This window comes from Ruegeria sp. BH6, from assembly GCF_056538105.1.
In genome coordinates this window covers 102,306-118,813 of the sequence record NZ_JBQFSR010000010.1, presented here as the reverse complement: position 1 = coordinate 118,813, position 16,508 = coordinate 102,306, and the positions used below count along the sequence as shown (strand labels likewise).

The window sequence follows — 16,508 nt, the reverse complement described above, 5'->3', positions numbered from 1 at the left end:
ATCGACCAAATGAGCAATCGTATCGCATTTCAGGGAGAACCAGGCGCCTATAGCCACGAGGCCTGCCGCAATGCACGCCCCGATATGGAGGCCCTGCCCTGCCGTACTTTCGAAGATGTGATCGAATCGGTTCGGTCAGGCGAAGCTGATCTGGCGATGCTGCCGGTCGAAAACACCACCTATGGCCGGGTGGCCGATATTCACCGCCTGCTGCCCCATAGTGGGCTGCACATCATTGATGAGGCCTTCGTACGCGTGCATATCAATCTGCTAGCCGTCCCCGGGGCAACGCTTGAAGATATCACCGAGGCGCATTCGCATTTGGTTCTACTGCCGCAATGCGCAGGCTTTCTGAAAGAACACGACATTCGCGGCCGCGTCAGCCCCGACAACGCGCGCGCCGCGCGTGAGGTCTCGGAGCAAGGTGATTTGCATTCTGCGGCACTGGCCAGTGAGCTGGCGGGCGAAATCTATGGGCTGAACGTGCTGGCCCGTCACATCGAAGATCAGGACAACAACACCACGCGGTTCCTGGTTATGTCGCGGCAGGCGGACATGTCCCGACGCGGCCCGCATGGCATGATCACCAGCTTCGTGTTTCAGGTGCGCAACATTCCGGCTGCGCTGTACAAAGCGATGGGCGGCTTTGCCACCAACGGTATCAACATGACAAAGCTGGAAAGCTATATGGTCGACGGGTCATTCACCGCGACCCAGTTTTATGCCGATATCGTCGGGCACCCCGAAGACCGCAACGTGCAGCTGGCCATGGAAGAGCTGGAGCATTTCACCACCAATGTCGAAGTACTGGGCGTCTACCCGGCAGCGCATTCGCGCGGGTAAGCGCCTGGTTTCATCCAACTGTGTAGGCTTTGCACACAGCCCCTTCGTGTGATCTGTAATCGATAAACCCCATTGCGGAGTAATAGGCCAAACCTTCGGCGTTACTCGCCGCAATGGTGGCGTCGATGGCGGGAATGCCCTGCTCTTTGGCAACCTTCAATGTTGCCTGAAACAAGGCCCGCCCCACCCCGCAACGCGCGGCCGAGGGTCGAATGTGGGTACCGATGATTCCCCAGCCGACTTGTACTCCGTAAGGATTGGCTGCGACCGCCCGTTTCATGGACTGGAAACCCAAAATTCGGGTTTCTATGAGTGCCAAGACACATGTCAACTGATCCGGGTGCCCGACATAGTTCGTCAGTACAAAGCCCGGGTCACTCGGTCTTGTGCGTTTTCCGGCAGCAGTGATTTCACGCAACACGTCTGAAATGCCTTGGACGTCGTCCCAACCGGCCTGTCGGATGATCAAATTGTCCATTTGCCTCCTGTCAGGAACCGTGCAGATGGCGTTCTTCCATCTCGCGCGCGAACTCGCTGAGCCGCAGTTGGAATTGTCGTCGGAACCGCGACTGGCCCAGTCTCAGTGACTGCAGCAACAACCGGGCCGGCAGCGTTTTCGCCGCCAGCGCCATCTCGACACTCAAGCGGGTGCGGCGCTGCGACAAGGCCAGAAACTCGACAGTTGTTGTCCCGTTCATGCCCTTGCTTGCTGCCTGAAACCTCATCAAGGCAGGCGGGTCGCATTCAGCCATCTCAATCGCAACATGGCGGGGCTTGCCACGCAGGTTGAACTCGGTTTCCCACTGCGTACCGGGCACAACACCCATATGACCCGACATGCGCCTTACTTCGATCCCCCGGCGCATGGCCATGCGTTCGAACCGCTCAAAGTCAGCGACCATTTCGAACACCGCATTGATCGGGGCTTCGATATCTTCGCGTGCTGTAAACTGCATGATGGTTCGTGGGCCTCTTGTCTATTGGCCTAGTATTTTGTCAGTCCAGCGTATCCGCAAGCCAGTTTTGCAGCAGGAAATGCGCAATGGCCCCCTTGCGAGCTGGCAGCAGGACCGGGTGTTCCCCGGCAAAGGCCTGCATCATCTCGGGCTTGCTGACCCACATTGCATCTTCGATTTCCACCGGATCAATGGTGATCTCGCGCGACAACGCCTCACCCGCGCAACCAAACATCAGCGAGGCCGGGAATGGCCAGGGTTGGCTGGATAGATAGCTGACCGGGCCAACCGGCACGCCTGCCTCTTCCATCACCTCACGTCGAACCGCTGCCTCAAGCGTTTCTCCGGGTTCGACAAATCCAGCCAGCAGGGAATACATCCCTTCGGGCCAGCCCGGTGATCGCCCCATCAAAACCGAATCCCCATGGGTGATCAGCATAATGACCACCGGATCGGTGCGCGGAAAATGCTGCCCACCGCATTCGGCGCAACTGCGCTGCCATCCAGCTTGGGATACTTCGCTGGGTGCCCCACAACGGGCACAGAACCGATGCGTTTCGTGCCAGCCAATAACGGCCTTGGCGGCCGCAGCCAATTCCGCATCGCGGGTAGACAGTCGGGTCATGATCCGGCGCAACTCAGCAAAGACATGGCCTGTTGGCAGGTCCGGGTGCTGCTGTTCCGACGGGTCGATAAAGGCACCGACCTGCGACATGTCCAGCCCCTCGGGGGACCAGCCCGAGATATCCAGCGCAAAAACCGGATCACCGTCTGAAAGTCCCAGAAATACAGGTTCTTCAATACTGCCGCCCGGGCCGTTTTGTACCAGTCCGTGGGTCATGGGAATCAACCCCAGGCGGTCCAGTGCTTCCCCCTGAACCAGCGGCTTACCACGCCACAGCAACAGGCAGGTCGCTTGCGGATGCGCGCGCACCTGCGCCAAATGGTCTGCATTCCCTCGAATATGCGCCGCGCGATCAAGGCCCGAGCTGCCAAATGTCACCAGTTCCGCGTGTTTCATAGGATTTCCCTTGGGTCGTCGGCACAGGGCTGCCACGGCTGCCCTTTTGTTGCAATGCCAATGTTGCAATGCCAATTCGCACCACCCGAAAACTTGAAGTCGTAAATTGACTGAAAGCACGCTATGCAAGTTGCATTTATTATACTTTTTGGAGAAAATGATTAACATATAACCGCCAGAAGTAGAAATTTGACACATCCCCTTCTCCCGCCCCGCGCACCAATGAAGATACGGGTTCTGGCAACATCCGATCTGCATATGAATCTATGCGGCTTCGATTATTATTCGGACACCCCCGACCCCTCAATCGGATTTACCCGCACCGCCAGCCTGATCCGCGCAGCCAGGTCCGAGGCCGAAGCGCAGGGTGCTCTGGTGGTTCTGTGCGACAACGGAGATTCACTGCAAGGCACGCCACTGGGGGAATGGGCGGTTCAATCCGAAAATGCACCGCACATCCTGATGCAAGCATTTTCCGAGCTGGGTTATGACGCAATCGGCCTCGGAAATCATGATTTCGGCTTTGGGCTGGAAACGCTGGACCGTGTAGTTGTAGATGCTGCGTGCCCGGTGATTTGCAGCAATGCACACCGACAAGACGCCCCCTCCTGCTGGCAAGATCATGCGATTTTGAATCGAGAAATAAAATTTTATGATCAACATGTTACACTGAAAATTGGTGCGTTCTCAGTCCTGCCACCGCAGACAGCCAAATGGGAAGCACACTTGCTGCAAGGCAAGGTCGTCATCGAAGATATCCTGACTTGCGCCGCACAAAAAGTGACGAATCTGAAAGCGCAGGGTTGCGATTTGATCCTTGCATTGGCGCATACAGGGATAGGGTCGGCCGAACCGGAAACGGGATTGGAAAACGCCGTCATCCCGCTGGCTGGTATCGAAGGAATTGATGCGCTGATTGCCGGGCATTCACATCTGACACTGCCCGGAAACGCACATGACGGGATTGAGCACGTCGATGCAAATCGGGGTCTGGTTCACGGAAAGCCGGTGGTCATGCCCGGTGCGTCCGGGTCATTTCTGGGGGTGATCGACCTGACATTGGACAGGGCGGGAAATGGCCATTGGACCGTTCAGGATCATCGCGTCAGTCTGCGTTCGATATGCCCAACCAAACCCGACGGCTCACCCAAGCTTATCCAGGAAGACCCTGTTTTGGCGCGCCTTTTCGCCCGGGGCCATTCGGAAACCCGGCGGCGCACGGCGCAACCCGTTGGCCAGACCGATCAGCATTTGCACAGCTATTTCAGTTTTTGCGCCCCGGACAGAGGTTTGGTTCTGACCGCCGCGGCCCAGGCAGCAGCCCTGCGGCCCTATCTGCAGGACACGTCATTTGCGGATTTTCCTGTTCTGTCCGCGACCGCGCCTTCAAAGTTCGGGGGGCGTGCCGGCCCCCGGTTTTTCACCGACGTCCCGCCCGGCCAGATATGCCTGCGCCATGTCAACGACATGTATGCGTTTCCCAATGAGCTGCAGGCGGTAGTTGTCACCGGAGAGCAGATCAGCGACTGGCTTGAGATGTCTGCAGGCGTGTTCAACCAGATTACGCCGGGACATCAGACCACATTGGTCGACATCAACAGGGCGGGGCATAATTTTGATATTATACAGGGGCTTACTTATCAATTTGATCTCTCTCAACCGGCTCGGTTCGACGCTGGCGGTCACTTGATCGACCCCGTCAACCGGCGCATTCGCAACATTCGCTTTGACGGCCAACCGATGGCCGCCGATCAACGGTTCGTCGTCGCACTGAACAATTACCGTGCCAATGGCGGGGGTCACTTTCCCTTTGTTGATCAGGCCGAGCCCATCGCGCTGCCGAACCTGCCTGTTCAGCGCGTCTTGCAGGACTATCTGTCCGGCGCACTGCCGCAAGATCCCTTGCAATATGCGTCCTATCCTTTTGGCTTTGCCTCGATGCAGGGCGCGACTGCGCTATTAAGAACCGGCCCGAAGGCACAAACCCACATTGCCGAGCTTGAAGAATATGACCCCCACGTCGTCGGAGAAGACGATGAGGGCTTTTTGCTGATCCGTTTGACGCTCTGACGGGTTGTGTTTCCTGCGCCCGTTGCCTATATCAGACCCCGAGAGGTTGGCGCGGGCGAGCGCCTCGCCAACCTGGTCAGGTCCGGAAGGAAGCAGCCACAACGAGCCCCGCTTGGGTCGATGTCCAACCTCTCACTTAAACTTCCGACATTGAATTGTTGCGAACAGGCCTAGGCAATCAACCGTGGCCAGACAGCCGAATTGCGCCGGGCAAAGGCACCGATATGGCCAACCTCGGACAGTCCGAACTCGGCCGGAGACAACAAATGGCGGCGTGCGTTGGGCCCGTACAGATCAGCCAGCCGCCAGACCGCGTTCTTTGGAACCAGATCGTCATCCTCAAAGCTGAACAGATCCACTGGTGTGTCTGACTGTGCCCAGCGGGCCTCGGGCAAGGACACGCCGATTTCGGGCAGGTAGTTGCGCGGCGCAGTACACCAGCGGCGCCACTGCCAATAGACGCTGGCAGGCAGGTTCGATCCGAATCCTAGTGCCTTGCCCGGCAGGTAACCCAGCGCTTTTACGGCCAGGGGCGCGTGTCCGTACCAAAACAGCAAAGCCAACGCCCGATAAGGCCAGGGATGGTCCGACACAGTCACCGGCCCGGCGCAGACGCAGATCATACGGTCGATCTGATCAATATCGGGTTGAATCGGCCCCAGCATACCGCCGACGGAATGGCCGATGCTCCAGTGCTGCGCGTCGGGGTATCGCCTGCGCATCTCGGCCCGAGCCGCAGGCATGTCGATCAGCGCCCAATCCGCCATCGTGGCCTGAGCTGACTTCAATGGCCTGCTCTGCGAATGACCGAAATCGCTGTAATCATAGGTCAGACAGGCAATGCCATGTTCCGCAGCCAACCAGCGTGCGAAATGCTGATAATAGTCGCGCGGCACTCCGGTGGCGCTGTGGATCACCACTGCGATCCCAGGTTCGGCCACCGGCAGGTACAGCCGAGCCGACAGTTGGGTCGAACCAGAAGGAAACTGAAAATCCTCGGTTAAAACAGCTTGTGCGGTATCCAGCATGGCGCCCTCAATCTGAACCGATTAGTTCACCACCCCAAACGGCATCTTTTGCCACCCTAAGTCAATCCTGTTTCCGCATGACCACGCGTCCACTTTGCCCCACCAAAAGGCGGCTTGACTCAGGTCACCCCTACCCGCTAGCGATTGGGTGATGGTTCTCGTCCCCGGTCCCCGGGGCGGGATGAAAAGGGAACACGGTGCGGTTCTGCCCGGAATACCGGAACGAACCAAGGCCGCGACTGCCCCCGCAACTGTAAGCGGTGAGCAATGCCGAAACACCACTGGCCGCAAGGCTGGGAAGGTCGGCAACGCAACGACCCGCAAGTCAGGAGACCTGCCATCGAACAAGAAACCGAAACTCGGGCGGGGTGTCCGGGCAGGTCGTCAGCACGCTGTCACACCTGATCCATGCCCCCGTTCCACGCGCGGAGGGCGCAATATGATCTGGAAGACAAAGACACACCAATTTACCGCAACCGTTTGCCAACGCACAGGAAAAACCTGTCCGGCGCTGGCGCAGGTGGCGCGCGCGATCGTACAGGCGATGGACGTGGCCGTTCCTGCGACGACGCCTGATTTTGAGTTCGACGGCAGCACTGAGCTGGCTTATTGCGCGCAAGGATGCAGCGCACGGTTTCGCGCGCAAAAAGACTTGATCCGGGTCTTTTGTGGAACAAGCGAGGATGCGCCCCTCGAGTCGCTGGATGCTTACGCAGATATGATGTTCGGCCAGGATGTGACCATGCGCCCCGCAGGCATGCTAACCACCCCCCCCTGCGCCATGCTTGAGGTCACAGCGATCCCGCCCAACCCGGTGGCACAGGCAGAACGACAGGTGGCGCTCTGATCTAGTCGCGCGTCCGCCCAAGGGCTGCCCATTCCATCTGGCCGTCGGTCTCGACGGCGCAGGACCGCACCGCCCGCAAACGGGTCAACGCTGTCTCGGGGTCTTCGCCATGCTCGACCATAAGGCGCAGCACGATCATCCCGGACCGGCCACAGCCGCCCCGGCAATGCACCAGCACCCGCCCCCCGCAGGACAGGATATCAGTCGCCGCAGGGCTGACACTGCACCACGCCGCGTCAACCTCAGGGGGCGGCGCACCGAAATCCGCAACCGGCAGATGCACCCATGCGATATTGAGTGCGTGCAGGTCTTCGCCAAGCCCACTTGCGCCCTCTTGCAGTATTTCGACCTCGGTTGTCATCGAGATCACAAGATCCGGCTGCCAGTCGCGGATCATTCCCAAGTCCCGCGTATACCCGCCACCGCGCCCCGGAAGGGGCGACAAGGCAACGGTGCCTTTTCCAATCTGAACTGAATGAAGTCCGAACTGGCTCACTACGGACCCTCCCTGATACTCGCTTCTAAGGCGTGCAAATTGTGCTGCAAACCGAAATTCACCCAAGCCTGCTGTGGACGCGGGCGGCGGGGGTCTCTACGCTGCATCGGAACCCGAATCCGACAGAGCAGATATGAACGACACGCCCAGCCCCGCCTATCAGGTTCTTGCCCGCAAATACCGCCCGGAAACTTTTGCCGATCTCGTCGGTCAGGATGCCATGGTGCGCACGCTGAAAAACGCGTTCGAGGCCGACCGCATCGCGCAGGCCTTCATCATGACCGGCATTCGCGGTACCGGCAAAACCACCACGGCCCGGATCATCGCCAAGGGCATGAACTGCATCGGCCCCGATGGCGAGGGTAAGCCGACCACGGAACCCTGCGGCCAATGCGAGCATTGCGTGGCCATCATGGAAGGCCGCCACGTCGATGTGATGGAGATGGACGCCGCCAGCCGCACCGGTGTGAACGATATTCGCGAGATCATCGACAGCGTCCGCTATCGCGCGGCTAGTGCGCGCTACAAGATCTACATTATCGACGAGGTCCACATGCTGTCGACCAGTGCGTTCAACGCGCTGCTCAAGACGCTTGAGGAACCGCCCGAGCATGTGAAGTTCATCTTTGCCACAACCGAGATTCGTAAAGTGCCAGTGACGGTTCTGTCGCGCTGCCAACGGTTCGACCTGCGCCGGATCGAACCCGAGGACATGATCGGCCTGCTCGGCAAGATTGCGGCGGCGGAAAACGCTCAGATCGCGGATGACGCGCTGGCGCTGATCACCCGTGCAGCCGAGGGTTCGGCCCGGGACGCGACCTCGCTGCTGGATCAGGCGATCTCGCACGGTGCGGGTGAAACCAGCGCTGATCAGGTCCGCGCGATGCTGGGCCTGGCTGATCGCGGTCGGGTACTGGATCTGATGGACATGATCCTGCGCGGGGACGCTGCAGGCGCGCTGACCGAGTTGGGCGGGCAATATGCCGAAGGAGCCGATCCGCTGGCCGTGCTACGCGATCTGGCCGAGATCACCCATTGGGTCTCTGTGGTTAAAATCACGCCAGACGCAGCCAATGATCCAACCGTTTCGCCGGACGAGCGCGCGCGTGGTCAACAAATGGCCGAGGCCCTGCCGATGCGCGTCCTGACCCGGATGTGGCAGATGTTGCTTAAAGCGCTCGAAGAGGTCTCGGCGGCCCCAAATGCAATGATGGCAGCTGAAATGGCAGTGATCCGACTGACCCATGTGGCAGACCTGCCCAGCCCGGAAGAGTTGATCAAACGTCTGCAAGACACGCCCCCACCGCCAAATGGCGGACCCGGTGGCGGGATACCGGCACCATCGCATGCCGCGGTTCAGACGCAAGTGCCGGTGTCATCTTCTTACGCAGCTCCCGCCCATGGAGGGGGCGGCGGCGCTCCCAGCGCGGCGTTGGCGCAGGATGTGCAGGCCGCCCTGGCACGCTATCCGACCTTCGATCATGTGGTCGAACTGATCCGCGCAAACCGGGACGGCGTGCTTCTGGATGAGGTCAAGCGGTCTTTGCGGCTTGCAGCCTATCAACCCGGGCGTATCGAATTCCAACCGACCCAGCGTGCCTCGGCCCAGTTGGCGCAACGCCTGGGGACCGCCCTGCAGCGATGGACCGGCAACCGCTGGGCAGTCACTGTCGTCAACGAAGGCGGCGGCGAGACGATCTATGAAAAGGAAAACGCGGCTGAGGAAGCATTGAAGGCAGAAGCCCGCGAACACCCGCTGGTGCAGGCGGTTCTGGCCCAGTTCCCGAAGGCGCGGATCAAAAGCATCGAAACGCCAGAGCAACGCGCAGCCAAGGTCGAAACCGAAGCCCTGCCCGAGGTCGAAGACGAATGGGACCCGTTCGAGGAAGACTGAGCCACTTCAACACACACCCCCGAAATCCTCCCGCGCCCGCTCCGGGCCATCGGCTGACGCCGATCGCCCGGAGCGGCCTTGGGCCCGGCAGCGCGGGCTTTGCCCGCGCTGCCGGGCCCAACGGGAGGAAAGGTCTTTCAAAGACATTGACGACGGGCGGGAGCAACCCCACCCCCTTGTGCCACACGGGTACCGCCCGTATTTAGGCGACAAAGCGATACACAGGAGAATACCGATGCTCAAAGGACTCGGCGGTCTGGGCGACATGGCCAAGATGATGAAATCCGCGCAGGACTTGCAGGCCAAGATGACCGACATGCAGGAAGAGCTGAACAACATGATGGTCGTTGGCGAATCCGGTGCAGGACTGGTCAAGGCCACCGCCACCGCAAAAGGTGAGCTGAAAGGTCTGGACATCGACCCATCGATCTTTAACGGCGACGACAAGGAAGTGGTCGAGGACCTGATCCTGGCCGCCATCAAGGACGCACAAACCAAAGCGACTGAACGCGCACAGGCCGAAATGGCGAAGCTGACCGAAAGCATGGGCCTGCCCGCAGACATCAAGCTGCCGTTCTGATACACCCTCCTGACGGATCATCGGCCGGGCGCCTCTGCCCGGCCCATTTGCAGGAGCACCCTCGGTGAGTTCGAACAGCGATATCGACAACCTGATCGATCTGATGGCCAAGCTGCCGGGCCTAGGCCCCCGCTCGGCCCGCCGCGCGGTTTTGCACTTGATCCGCAAGCGCGCCCTGCTGCTGACACCCCTGTCGGACGCCATGCAGCAAGTTGCCATCACCGCCCGCGAATGCCTGAACTGCGGCAACGTCGGCACCACCGATATCTGTGACATCTGCGACAGCGAGGACCGCGCGACCGGAGAGCTATGCGTGGTCGAAGACGTGGCCGACCTGTGGGCAATGGAACGCGCAGGCGTATTCAAAGGCCGTTATCACGTTCTGGGCGGCACGTTGTCGGCACTGGACGGTGTCGGCCCGGACGAACTTCGCATTCCTCGCCTCAAGGACCGCGTGACAGCCGAGGGGATCACCGAGATCATCCTCGCCCTGAACGCCACCGTCGACGGTCAGACCACCGCGCATTATATTGCCGATCAGTTGGAAGGACAGGTCCGCCTGACCTCGCTGGCGCAAGGCGTGCCGATTGGCGGAGAGCTGGATTATCTGGATGACGGGACGATCACGGCTGCGTTGAGGGCGCGGAAAGAGCTTTGATCTTGTCAGGTGTTCCGTTTGACAAGTGCTCAAGCTAATTTCTGGTGATATTGCATTGCACCAACCATTCATACGGCAGAACATTGACCGCGACGTTGTTCGGCAGTTGATAAAATGACATGCTCCGATAACTCCAAGCATATGGAACGCAGTCTTTTAGGGCTGCTGCATGTAAATAGAACTGAAACTCTCTTGGCGCATTTCGAAGCGTTTGAAAGAACGAATTCCTAAACTCTACGTCCGCACCGAAGGCATTGATTTCTCGGGCACGTAGAAAGCTTGTATACGACCCGACAAACACGCCTGAAAGGCTCATAGCCATGACAATAAACACCGGCAGGGTCACTTGGGACTTGAAACCAAGCTTACTTAAGAACGCACCTACAAAAAAACCAAAAAAACCGCCGAGAAACACAAAAGCCAACCAAAATGGGGCACCCAATCGACCGTTCCAAATCGTAATAAATGCTATTGGCTGAAAAACACCTCCGAACAGGAAAAGAGAAGTCATAGAGTATGCGAAAACGCTGAATAGCGCGGTGAGCAACAGCTTCATCGGCTCCAAGTCACTGTAATTTCTTACAAAGAAGTTATACCTTTGTAATTCAATAAAAAATTAATAACGTCAATAGAACCCTATTAGTTTGAGAGTTGTTTGATGACCCGCCTTCTCGCCCTCACAATCGCCGCCTTCACCGCAACTGCAGCTTGGTCGCAGGAACTCATCGACAAAGGCTTTGTCGAAGGCTGGAACATCATGATGGACCCCGCGCTTGGCAACGGGTGTCTGATCCAGACGATCTATCAGGATCTCTCGGTGGTGCGTATCGGCTATGACGCGTTGGACAATCGCGGGTATTTCGCCGTCTACAACAAGGCCTGGGGCGATATTGAGCAGGGTAAGAGTTACCCAATCCGCTTCGAACTCGATGGTAAAAGCTTTGATGCCACTGCCATCGGCTTCAATCAGCGTGACGTGCCGGGCGCGACAGTGTTCTTTACCGACCGCAGTTTCGTCAACGCCATCGCGCAGAACAAAACCATGACCGTCTATAACCCGGCCGGTGAGGTGGTGATGGCGATTGATCTCAAGGGCACCGCCAAAGCGCTGGACTATGCCCGCGACTGCCAGAACCGGAAGCTCTAACGAATCGGATCGAACAGCGCGTCCTTGGCTGTGCAATCGCGGATAACGTCGCGGCCACAAGGCACTGGATTAAGGTCGCGCGACAAGCACAGACGGACCTCTTCAATATAGCCCTGCTTGCAGGTGATTGTGATCATGTCCCGCTCTAAACCGGGATTGGCCTTTAAAAACGCCTCTTCGACCACCGAGGCGGGTAATTTGACCGATGTCTCCAATTGACGGAACACTTGCGGACGCACGACTCTGTCATAAGCCTCCCGAGACAGCGCGAAATAGTCGGGCGCGGACAGCCCCGAACAGGTTCCGTGCTTTTTCCACTGGTGCCACGCCAAACCCGAAGAGCCCTGAATATCCGTCATTTCGCGTGTCATGCGGCGTGTTGGCGGCGCCTCAGCCGTGCGACAGAATGCCGGCCAGCCCTGGTGATATTGCGGCCACAACCCATGCAATATCCAACCGTGATCATGGCGCGCATCGCATTGGTCTGACCAGCGCGCATCGCCTTCGCGGGCGCACCAGTTGGGCGACCAGCTTAGCGACAGAACGTAGTAGTCGAACTCGCCAGCCTTCTCTCCGTCTGCCAGTGCGGCGACCGCGCTCAAGACCCACAAAATCACCCAGCGCATTCGCCTCTTCCCTTCTTGCCTTGCCGCGACTATATAGGCCCCAAGTTCCCCGACAACGGAAACCTGCCCCAAAGCCACGGGGCCGCCGAATTCCGGCGACGGGATAGATGTATTTATAGGAGACGGGCTGATGGCAAAACCGCTTATGGCCAAGGCAACAGCCGTATGGCTGGTGGACAACACCACGATCAGCTTCAAGCAGATCGCGGATTTCGTGGGCATGCACGAGTTGGAAGTGCAAGGCATCGCCGATGGCGACGTAGCCGCGGGCGTGAAAGGGTTCGACCCCATCGCAAACAACCAGCTGACCCAGGATGAGATCGACTCGGCGCAGGGTAATCCGCTGCATAAGCTGAAGCTCAAGTTCAACCCCGCTGCCAGCGGTGAAGAAAAACGTCGTGGTCCGCGCTATACCCCGCTGTCCAAACGGCAGGACCGTCCGAACTCGATCCTGTGGCTGGTAAAGTTCCACCCCGAGCTTAGCGACGGTCAGATCGCCAAGCTGGTCGGCACCACCAAGCCGACCATACAATCGATCCGCGAGCGCACCCACTGGAACATTTCGAACATGCAACCGATCGACCCGGTTGCGCTGGGCTTGTGCAAGCAATCCGAGCTGGACGCCATCGTTCAGAAAGCCGCGGCCAAGAAGGCAGCCGAAGGTGGCGTCATGAGCGATGACGAACGCCGCAAGCTGGTTTCGACCGAACAGTCGCTGGAAATGGACGCAGCACCCAAGATCCCGACCGCCATCGAAGGTCTGGAAACCTTCTCGCTGTCTGACGAGCCTGTGGAAGAGAAAGAAGAAGAGCCGGTCATCGACGCCGACAGCTTCTTCAACCTGCCCAAAGGCGGGACCGAGGACGAAGACGAAGACGATCTGCGCCCCTAAGGCACAGATGGCCCCGGTCCGAACAGGCCGGGGCTTTTTTCCCGCAGGGATTCCATGCTGACCATCCTGTCCAAAATCTTTGGCCCGCACCGCGCCGTATCGATCTATGCTTTTTTGAAGACATGGGGTTTGTTGGCGGTTGCAATCGTCGGCACCATCTCGATTGCTACCGCATTGCTGGTTTTCAATGACAACGGCGCGCACGAACATGACTCGTACCTGACCGTTTCGGTTCTGTCGGCAACACCCGTGAACGGTGACTTGAAGAACGGTGTCATAGCCTCGATTCAATTGCCGGATGGGTCGGCCACCTCCATCAACGAACCCAAAGAGCATGTCGCACGAACAGTAGGCACCACAGCCTGTGTCGAAAAACGTGTCTACGTAAACAGCGGAGAGGCACGGTACAGGTTCAAATTGCCGAGCCTGTGCGAGGCCAACCAATAAGCAAAACCGCCCGGAGGTATCTCCGGGCGGTTTTTCCTTTAGATCATCTGAAACAGAATACCAGCAATGATCGCCCCGGTAATCCCAAGCCCCAGATAGGTGGCAAAGACCCGTGGTTTGACCAGTGACCACACCGCTGCCATCGCAGGGATCGAGCTGACCGCACCCGCGATCATGAACGACATCGCGGCCCCCGCACTCATCCCCTGCTCCGTCAGCCCCGCCAGCAGTGGCGGCGCGACGTAGGAATTTAGATAGGCGGGCATCCCGACCAGCGCTGCGATAACGATGGGTACAATACCCTCACCCCCAACCACGCGGGCGATCAGATCGGCCGGGACATAGCTGACCAACAGCGCCTCAAGTACATAGGCCAGCGCCAGCCATTTCAGCAGGAACAGCCCGTTGTGAACGAATTCCGACCGGAACCGCTGACGACGCTCAGCTTCCTGCCAGAATCGCCAGACCGGTTTGTCATCCTGTTTTGGGCCACCACAAGCGCTGCATCCGGCCGGTTTGTAGTCGCGCAGCGGCTGGGCAAAGGCGCCCGAGCGCATCAGGCCGCGCACAACGAAACCGCCGAACAGACCCAGCGCCACCGCAGCAACCGCCTTGCCTATCGCAAAGGGCCATCCCAACGCACCGGCGGTGATCAACAGGGTTGGCGGGTCAATCAACGGAGAGCTGAGCCAGAACGCCATCACCGCAGACAGGGGCGCACCCAGCGCCAGCAATCCGGCAATGAACGGGATGACCTCACAGGAACAGAACGGCGCCAATCCACCAAACACCGCAGCAAGGAAGATCATCCGCGTCTCGCGCCCTTCAAAGGCGCGCGCGACCATCACCTCGGCCCCGGTCGCCTTGAGGTAGGACAGCAACAAAACGGCAAACAGGATATACTGGCCGGTATGGATCAGCGCCTTACCAGCAAAAGTCACGACTTCAACCCAATTACCAGGGTCCAGAACAGCCACGGCGGCCAGGATTGCAACGATCAATGCCCAAGGGGTTTTGATCAGATCAAGCGCCTTCACGGGCACTTTGGGATTTTGCGTCAGTTCAGCCATCGTTCGCGGCCTTTCCCACTTCGTCCGCGCAGCATTCGGCAAGGATGAACTGCGCCAGATTTCTCAACTCGTCATAGCAGGCACGGTTGATCGTGCTGCGCCCGACTTTCTCTTGTTCCACGACACCGCCAGCGGCCAAAAACCGAAGGTGATGCGCCAAGGTTGACGGTGCTATTCCCGTCCGCTCCTGAATTTCACCAACCGTCAGGCCCGCCTGCCCGGCGCGGACCAAAGTTCTCAGAACCTTCAACCGGGCCTCGGACCCCATGGCCGAAAATCCTGCTGCAGCAGTTTCCCACATATTCAATTCTCCATTAAACTAGATTTCTAGTTATTTAGGTTAATTGAAACCCACCGTCAAGCACGGCAACGCGGGAATTTTTGGAAAAGTCATAAGTCCAGATTGCTCATCTTTTAGGTCCACCCTATAAGACCTCATGGCAATATCGGTCGACACATTCTTTCTTGAGCTGAACGGGCAAGGTACGCTGCAGGCGCAGATCCAGCAGATGATTGCCGAAGGCATATTGTCCGGCAGGTTTCATGTCGGGGAAAAGCTGCCCTCATCACGCAAACTGGCCGCCCATCTGGGTGTCAGCCGAATTACGGTGACGCTGGCCTATACCGAACTGCTGGCCAATGATTATCTGACGGCAAAGGGGCGTTCGGGCTATTTCGTCTCGCAAAACGCACCGGTGCCGCCGAAATACACCCCCCTTCAGCGCGGTGCCGAAACCGTGGATTGGGATGCTGCGCTGGCCCGCCGATTCTCGGGCGGGGACATGCTGTCGAAACCACGGGACTGGCGCAGCTATCGCTATCCCTTCATTTACGGGCAGGCGGATCGCAATCTTTTTGACCACGCCAACTGGCGCCTGTGTGCCGTGCGCGCCCTCGGGCACAAGGATTTCGAATCCCTCACCACCGATTACGTGGATCAGGATGATCCGCTGCTGGTCGAATTCATTGCCCGTCACACCCTGCCCCGCCGCGGCATCGCCGCTCGCCCCGAAGAGATTCTGATCACCATGGGCGCGCAGAACGCACTGTGGCTGGCCTCACGCATTTTGCTGACCCACAATCGCACCGCGGTGATCGAAGACCCATGCTATTACTCTCTGCGCAGCCTGCTAGAGCATTGGGATTGCGACGTGACTCCGATACCCGTCGACCGCGACGGGCTGCCCCCTGAGACATTGCCTGACACCGCCGACGTTATCTTTACGACGCCCAGTCACCAAAGCCCAACCACTGCAACTATGCCCGTTGAGCGTAGGCACAAATTGCTGGAACGCGCGCATGACCTGGACGCGATGGTGGTCGAAGACGATTATGAATTCGAAATGGCCTTTCTGGGCGCGCCCTCTCCGGCGTTGAAGTCGATGGACCGCGATGGCCGCGTGATCTATGTTGGCAGCTTTTCAAAATCGCTGTTTCCGGGATTGCGCCTGGGATACATGGTCGGCTCGGAACCTTTCATCCGCGAGGCGCGGGCGCTGCGTTCGTTGGTGTTGCGCCACCCGCCGGGACACATCCAGCGCACCGCCGCCTATTTCCTGTCATTGGGCCATTACGACGCGCAGATCCGGCGCATGTCCAAGGCATTGGCGCGCAGGCGCGAGGCCTTGGACCAAGCGATCGACAAACACGGGCTGACAGTGGCCGGGCGTGGCATCATGGGCGGATCATCCCTGTGGATGTCTGCCCCTGAACACGTCGACACAACGCAACTGGCCCACACGCTGCAGGGCCAGAGCGTTCATATCGAGCCCGGCGCGCCGTTCTTTTCGGGGCCGGATCAGCCGAAGAATTTCTACCGTATCGGCTATTCCTCGATCCGGCAGGACCGAATTGAACCGGGTGTGAAATTGATCGCCGACGCCATCCGCGCCTGTTAGCGCCACACTGGACCTATTCCGCGAAGCGTTCTGGC

19 protein-coding genes, 1 other RNA gene and 1 riboswitch are annotated in these 16,508 nt (G+C 58.9%); of the genes, 11 read left to right on the top strand and 9 right to left on the bottom strand.

The genetic code is table 11. From position 1 onward, the window contains the following. Positions 1 to 9: 9 nt before the first annotated feature. Positions 10 to 843, top strand: a complete 834-nt coding sequence (locus tag ACR0B8_RS18140) for a prephenate dehydratase (protein WP_170350990.1) — start codon at positions 10 to 12, stop codon at positions 841 to 843. Positions 844 to 853: 10 nt separating this feature from the next. Here ACR0B8_RS18140 and ACR0B8_RS18135 read toward each other — a convergent pair whose 3' ends face one another. Genes ACR0B8_RS18135 through nudC form a run of 3 tightly spaced genes read right to left on the bottom strand, consistent with a single transcriptional unit; the run spans position 854 to position 2,820 of the window. Continuing rightward, positions 854 to 1,321, bottom strand: a complete 468-nt coding sequence (locus ACR0B8_RS18135) for an N-acetyltransferase family protein (protein WP_480659258.1) — start codon at positions 1,319 to 1,321, stop codon at positions 854 to 856. 10 nt (positions 1,322 to 1,331) lie between these two features. Then, a complete protein-coding gene (locus tag ACR0B8_RS18130) occupies positions 1,332 to 1,799 on the bottom strand; it encodes an SRPBCC family protein (protein WP_170350991.1) in 468 nt (155 codons plus the stop codon). A 40-nt stretch (positions 1,800 to 1,839) separates the two neighbouring features. Further along, on the bottom strand, positions 1,840 to 2,820 hold the full coding sequence (gene nudC, locus ACR0B8_RS18125) for an NAD(+) diphosphatase (protein ID WP_226689211.1): 981 nt from the start codon (positions 2,818 to 2,820) through the stop codon (positions 1,840 to 1,842). A gap of 189 nt (positions 2,821 to 3,009) precedes the next feature. Between nudC and ACR0B8_RS18120 the strand changes: the two genes are divergently transcribed. Both ACR0B8_RS18120 and ffs read left to right on the top strand, forming a co-directional pair. Beyond that, a complete protein-coding gene (locus tag ACR0B8_RS18120) occupies positions 3,010 to 4,890 on the top strand; it encodes a bifunctional 2',3'-cyclic-nucleotide 2'-phosphodiesterase/3'-nucleotidase (protein WP_480659256.1) in 1,881 nt (626 codons plus the stop codon). Between the two features lie 39 nt (positions 4,891 to 4,929). Continuing rightward, positions 4,930 to 5,028: signal recognition particle sRNA small type (gene ffs / locus ACR0B8_RS18115), an RNA gene on the top strand. 32 nt (positions 5,029 to 5,060) lie between these two features. Here ffs and ACR0B8_RS18110 read toward each other — a convergent pair. Next, on the bottom strand, positions 5,061 to 5,918 hold the full coding sequence (locus ACR0B8_RS18110) for an alpha/beta hydrolase family protein (RefSeq protein ID WP_425081839.1): 858 nt from the start codon (positions 5,916 to 5,918) through the stop codon (positions 5,061 to 5,063). Between the two features lie 135 nt (positions 5,919 to 6,053). Then, positions 6,054 to 6,274: riboswitch (cobalamin riboswitch) on the top strand. An 83-nt stretch (positions 6,275 to 6,357) separates the two neighbouring features. On the opposite strand from ACR0B8_RS18110, the gene ACR0B8_RS18105 reads away from it, so the two are divergent. After that, on the top strand, positions 6,358 to 6,765 hold the full coding sequence (locus ACR0B8_RS18105; RefSeq protein WP_480659254.1) for a hypothetical protein: 408 nt from the start codon (positions 6,358 to 6,360) through the stop codon (positions 6,763 to 6,765). Between the two features lies 1 nt (position 6,766). Here the strand turns inward: ACR0B8_RS18105 and ACR0B8_RS18100 are convergent, their stop codons facing one another. After that, complete coding sequence (locus ACR0B8_RS18100) at positions 6,767 to 7,261, bottom strand: protein-tyrosine phosphatase family protein (RefSeq protein WP_480659252.1); 495 nt, start codon at positions 7,259 to 7,261, stop codon at positions 6,767 to 6,769. A 133-nt stretch (positions 7,262 to 7,394) separates the two neighbouring features. Between ACR0B8_RS18100 and ACR0B8_RS18095 the strand changes: the two genes are divergently transcribed. From ACR0B8_RS18095 to recR, 3 genes are all read left to right on the top strand, one after another. Next, positions 7,395 to 9,155, top strand: a complete 1,761-nt coding sequence (locus ACR0B8_RS18095) for a DNA polymerase III subunit gamma/tau (protein WP_480659250.1) — start codon at positions 7,395 to 7,397, stop codon at positions 9,153 to 9,155. 235 nt (positions 9,156 to 9,390) lie between these two features. Then, positions 9,391 to 9,735, top strand: a complete 345-nt coding sequence (locus ACR0B8_RS18090; protein WP_170350997.1) for a YbaB/EbfC family nucleoid-associated protein — start codon at positions 9,391 to 9,393, stop codon at positions 9,733 to 9,735. A 64-nt stretch (positions 9,736 to 9,799) separates the two neighbouring features. After that, on the top strand, positions 9,800 to 10,393 hold the full coding sequence (gene recR / locus ACR0B8_RS18085; protein ID WP_170350998.1) for a recombination mediator RecR: 594 nt from the start codon (positions 9,800 to 9,802) through the stop codon (positions 10,391 to 10,393). A 34-nt stretch (positions 10,394 to 10,427) separates the two neighbouring features. Here recR and ACR0B8_RS18080 read toward each other — a convergent pair whose 3' ends face one another. Beyond that, on the bottom strand, positions 10,428 to 10,949 hold the full coding sequence (locus ACR0B8_RS18080) for a hypothetical protein (RefSeq protein ID WP_170362305.1): 522 nt from the start codon (positions 10,947 to 10,949) through the stop codon (positions 10,428 to 10,430). 102 nt (positions 10,950 to 11,051) lie between these two features. Here ACR0B8_RS18080 and ACR0B8_RS18075 point away from each other — a divergent pair, with 102 nt between their 5' ends. After that, the gene (locus ACR0B8_RS18075; RefSeq protein WP_170351000.1) at positions 11,052 to 11,540 is read left to right on the top strand and encodes a hypothetical protein; all 489 of its coding nucleotides are present in this window, start codon (positions 11,052 to 11,054) and stop codon (positions 11,538 to 11,540) included. On the opposite strand, the gene ACR0B8_RS18070 is transcribed toward ACR0B8_RS18075, so the two are convergent. Further along, a complete protein-coding gene (locus tag ACR0B8_RS18070; RefSeq protein WP_226689216.1) occupies positions 11,537 to 12,166 on the bottom strand; it encodes a ribonuclease T2 family protein in 630 nt (209 codons plus the stop codon). The two genes, ACR0B8_RS18075 and ACR0B8_RS18070, sit on opposite strands and share 4 nt — an antisense overlap. 130 nt (positions 12,167 to 12,296) lie before the next feature. Here ACR0B8_RS18070 and ACR0B8_RS18065 point away from each other — a divergent pair, with 130 nt between their 5' ends. Continuing rightward, complete coding sequence (locus tag ACR0B8_RS18065) at positions 12,297 to 13,058, top strand: DUF1013 domain-containing protein (protein ID WP_170351002.1); 762 nt, start codon at positions 12,297 to 12,299, stop codon at positions 13,056 to 13,058. 54 nt (positions 13,059 to 13,112) lie between these two features. Then, positions 13,113 to 13,505, top strand: a complete 393-nt coding sequence (locus ACR0B8_RS18060) for a hypothetical protein (RefSeq protein ID WP_170362307.1) — start codon at positions 13,113 to 13,115, stop codon at positions 13,503 to 13,505. Between the two features lie 38 nt (positions 13,506 to 13,543). Here ACR0B8_RS18060 and ACR0B8_RS18055 read toward each other — a convergent pair whose 3' ends face one another. Both ACR0B8_RS18055 and ACR0B8_RS18050 read right to left on the bottom strand, forming a co-directional pair. After that, complete coding sequence (locus ACR0B8_RS18055; RefSeq protein ID WP_170362308.1) at positions 13,544 to 14,575, bottom strand: permease; 1,032 nt, start codon at positions 14,573 to 14,575, stop codon at positions 13,544 to 13,546. Beyond that, complete coding sequence (locus ACR0B8_RS18050) at positions 14,568 to 14,876, bottom strand: ArsR/SmtB family transcription factor (RefSeq protein ID WP_058283064.1); 309 nt, start codon at positions 14,874 to 14,876, stop codon at positions 14,568 to 14,570. The genes ACR0B8_RS18055 and ACR0B8_RS18050 overlap by 8 nt, the downstream gene beginning before the upstream one ends. A 136-nt stretch (positions 14,877 to 15,012) precedes the next feature. Between ACR0B8_RS18050 and pdxR the strand changes: the two genes are divergently transcribed. Beyond that, positions 15,013 to 16,473: a MocR-like pyridoxine biosynthesis transcription factor PdxR gene (gene pdxR, locus ACR0B8_RS18045; RefSeq protein ID WP_170351005.1), complete on the top strand. Its 1,461-nt coding sequence runs from the start codon at positions 15,013 to 15,015 to the stop codon at positions 16,471 to 16,473. Positions 16,474 to 16,508 lie beyond the last annotated feature (35 nt).

Coding starts and splice junctions, on each gene's coding strand:
- ACR0B8_RS18140 (WP_170350990.1), top strand. CDS start 10: ATGAGCAATCGTATCGCATTTCAGGGAGAACCAGGCGCCTATAGCCAC.
- ACR0B8_RS18135 (WP_480659258.1), bottom strand. CDS start 1,321: ATGGACAATTTGATCATCCGACAGGCCGGTTGGGACGACGTCCAAGGC.
- ACR0B8_RS18130 (WP_170350991.1), bottom strand. CDS start 1,799: ATGCAGTTTACAGCACGCGAAGATATCGAAGCCCCGATCAATGCGGTG.
- nudC (WP_226689211.1), bottom strand. CDS start 2,820: ATGAAACACGCGGAACTGGTGACATTTGGCAGCTCGGGCCTTGATCGC.
- ACR0B8_RS18110 (WP_425081839.1), bottom strand. CDS start 5,918: ATGCTGGATACCGCACAAGCTGTTTTAACCGAGGATTTTCAGTTTCCT.
- ACR0B8_RS18105 (WP_480659254.1), top strand. CDS start 6,358: ATGATCTGGAAGACAAAGACACACCAATTTACCGCAACCGTTTGCCAA.
- ACR0B8_RS18095 (WP_480659250.1), top strand. CDS start 7,395: ATGAACGACACGCCCAGCCCCGCCTATCAGGTTCTTGCCCGCAAATAC.
- ACR0B8_RS18090 (WP_170350997.1), top strand. CDS start 9,391: ATGCTCAAAGGACTCGGCGGTCTGGGCGACATGGCCAAGATGATGAAA.
- ACR0B8_RS18080 (WP_170362305.1), bottom strand. CDS start 10,949: ATGAAGCTGTTGCTCACCGCGCTATTCAGCGTTTTCGCATACTCTATG.
- ACR0B8_RS18075 (WP_170351000.1), top strand. CDS start 11,052: ATGACCCGCCTTCTCGCCCTCACAATCGCCGCCTTCACCGCAACTGCA.
- ACR0B8_RS18070 (WP_226689216.1), bottom strand. CDS start 12,166: ATGCGCTGGGTGATTTTGTGGGTCTTGAGCGCGGTCGCCGCACTGGCA.
- ACR0B8_RS18065 (WP_170351002.1), top strand. CDS start 12,297: ATGGCAAAACCGCTTATGGCCAAGGCAACAGCCGTATGGCTGGTGGAC.
- ACR0B8_RS18060 (WP_170362307.1), top strand. CDS start 13,113: ATGCTGACCATCCTGTCCAAAATCTTTGGCCCGCACCGCGCCGTATCG.
- ACR0B8_RS18055 (WP_170362308.1), bottom strand. CDS start 14,575: ATGGCTGAACTGACGCAAAATCCCAAAGTGCCCGTGAAGGCGCTTGAT.
- ACR0B8_RS18050 (WP_058283064.1), bottom strand. CDS start 14,876: ATGTGGGAAACTGCTGCAGCAGGATTTTCGGCCATGGGGTCCGAGGCC.
- pdxR (WP_170351005.1), top strand. CDS start 15,013: ATGGCAATATCGGTCGACACATTCTTTCTTGAGCTGAACGGGCAAGGT.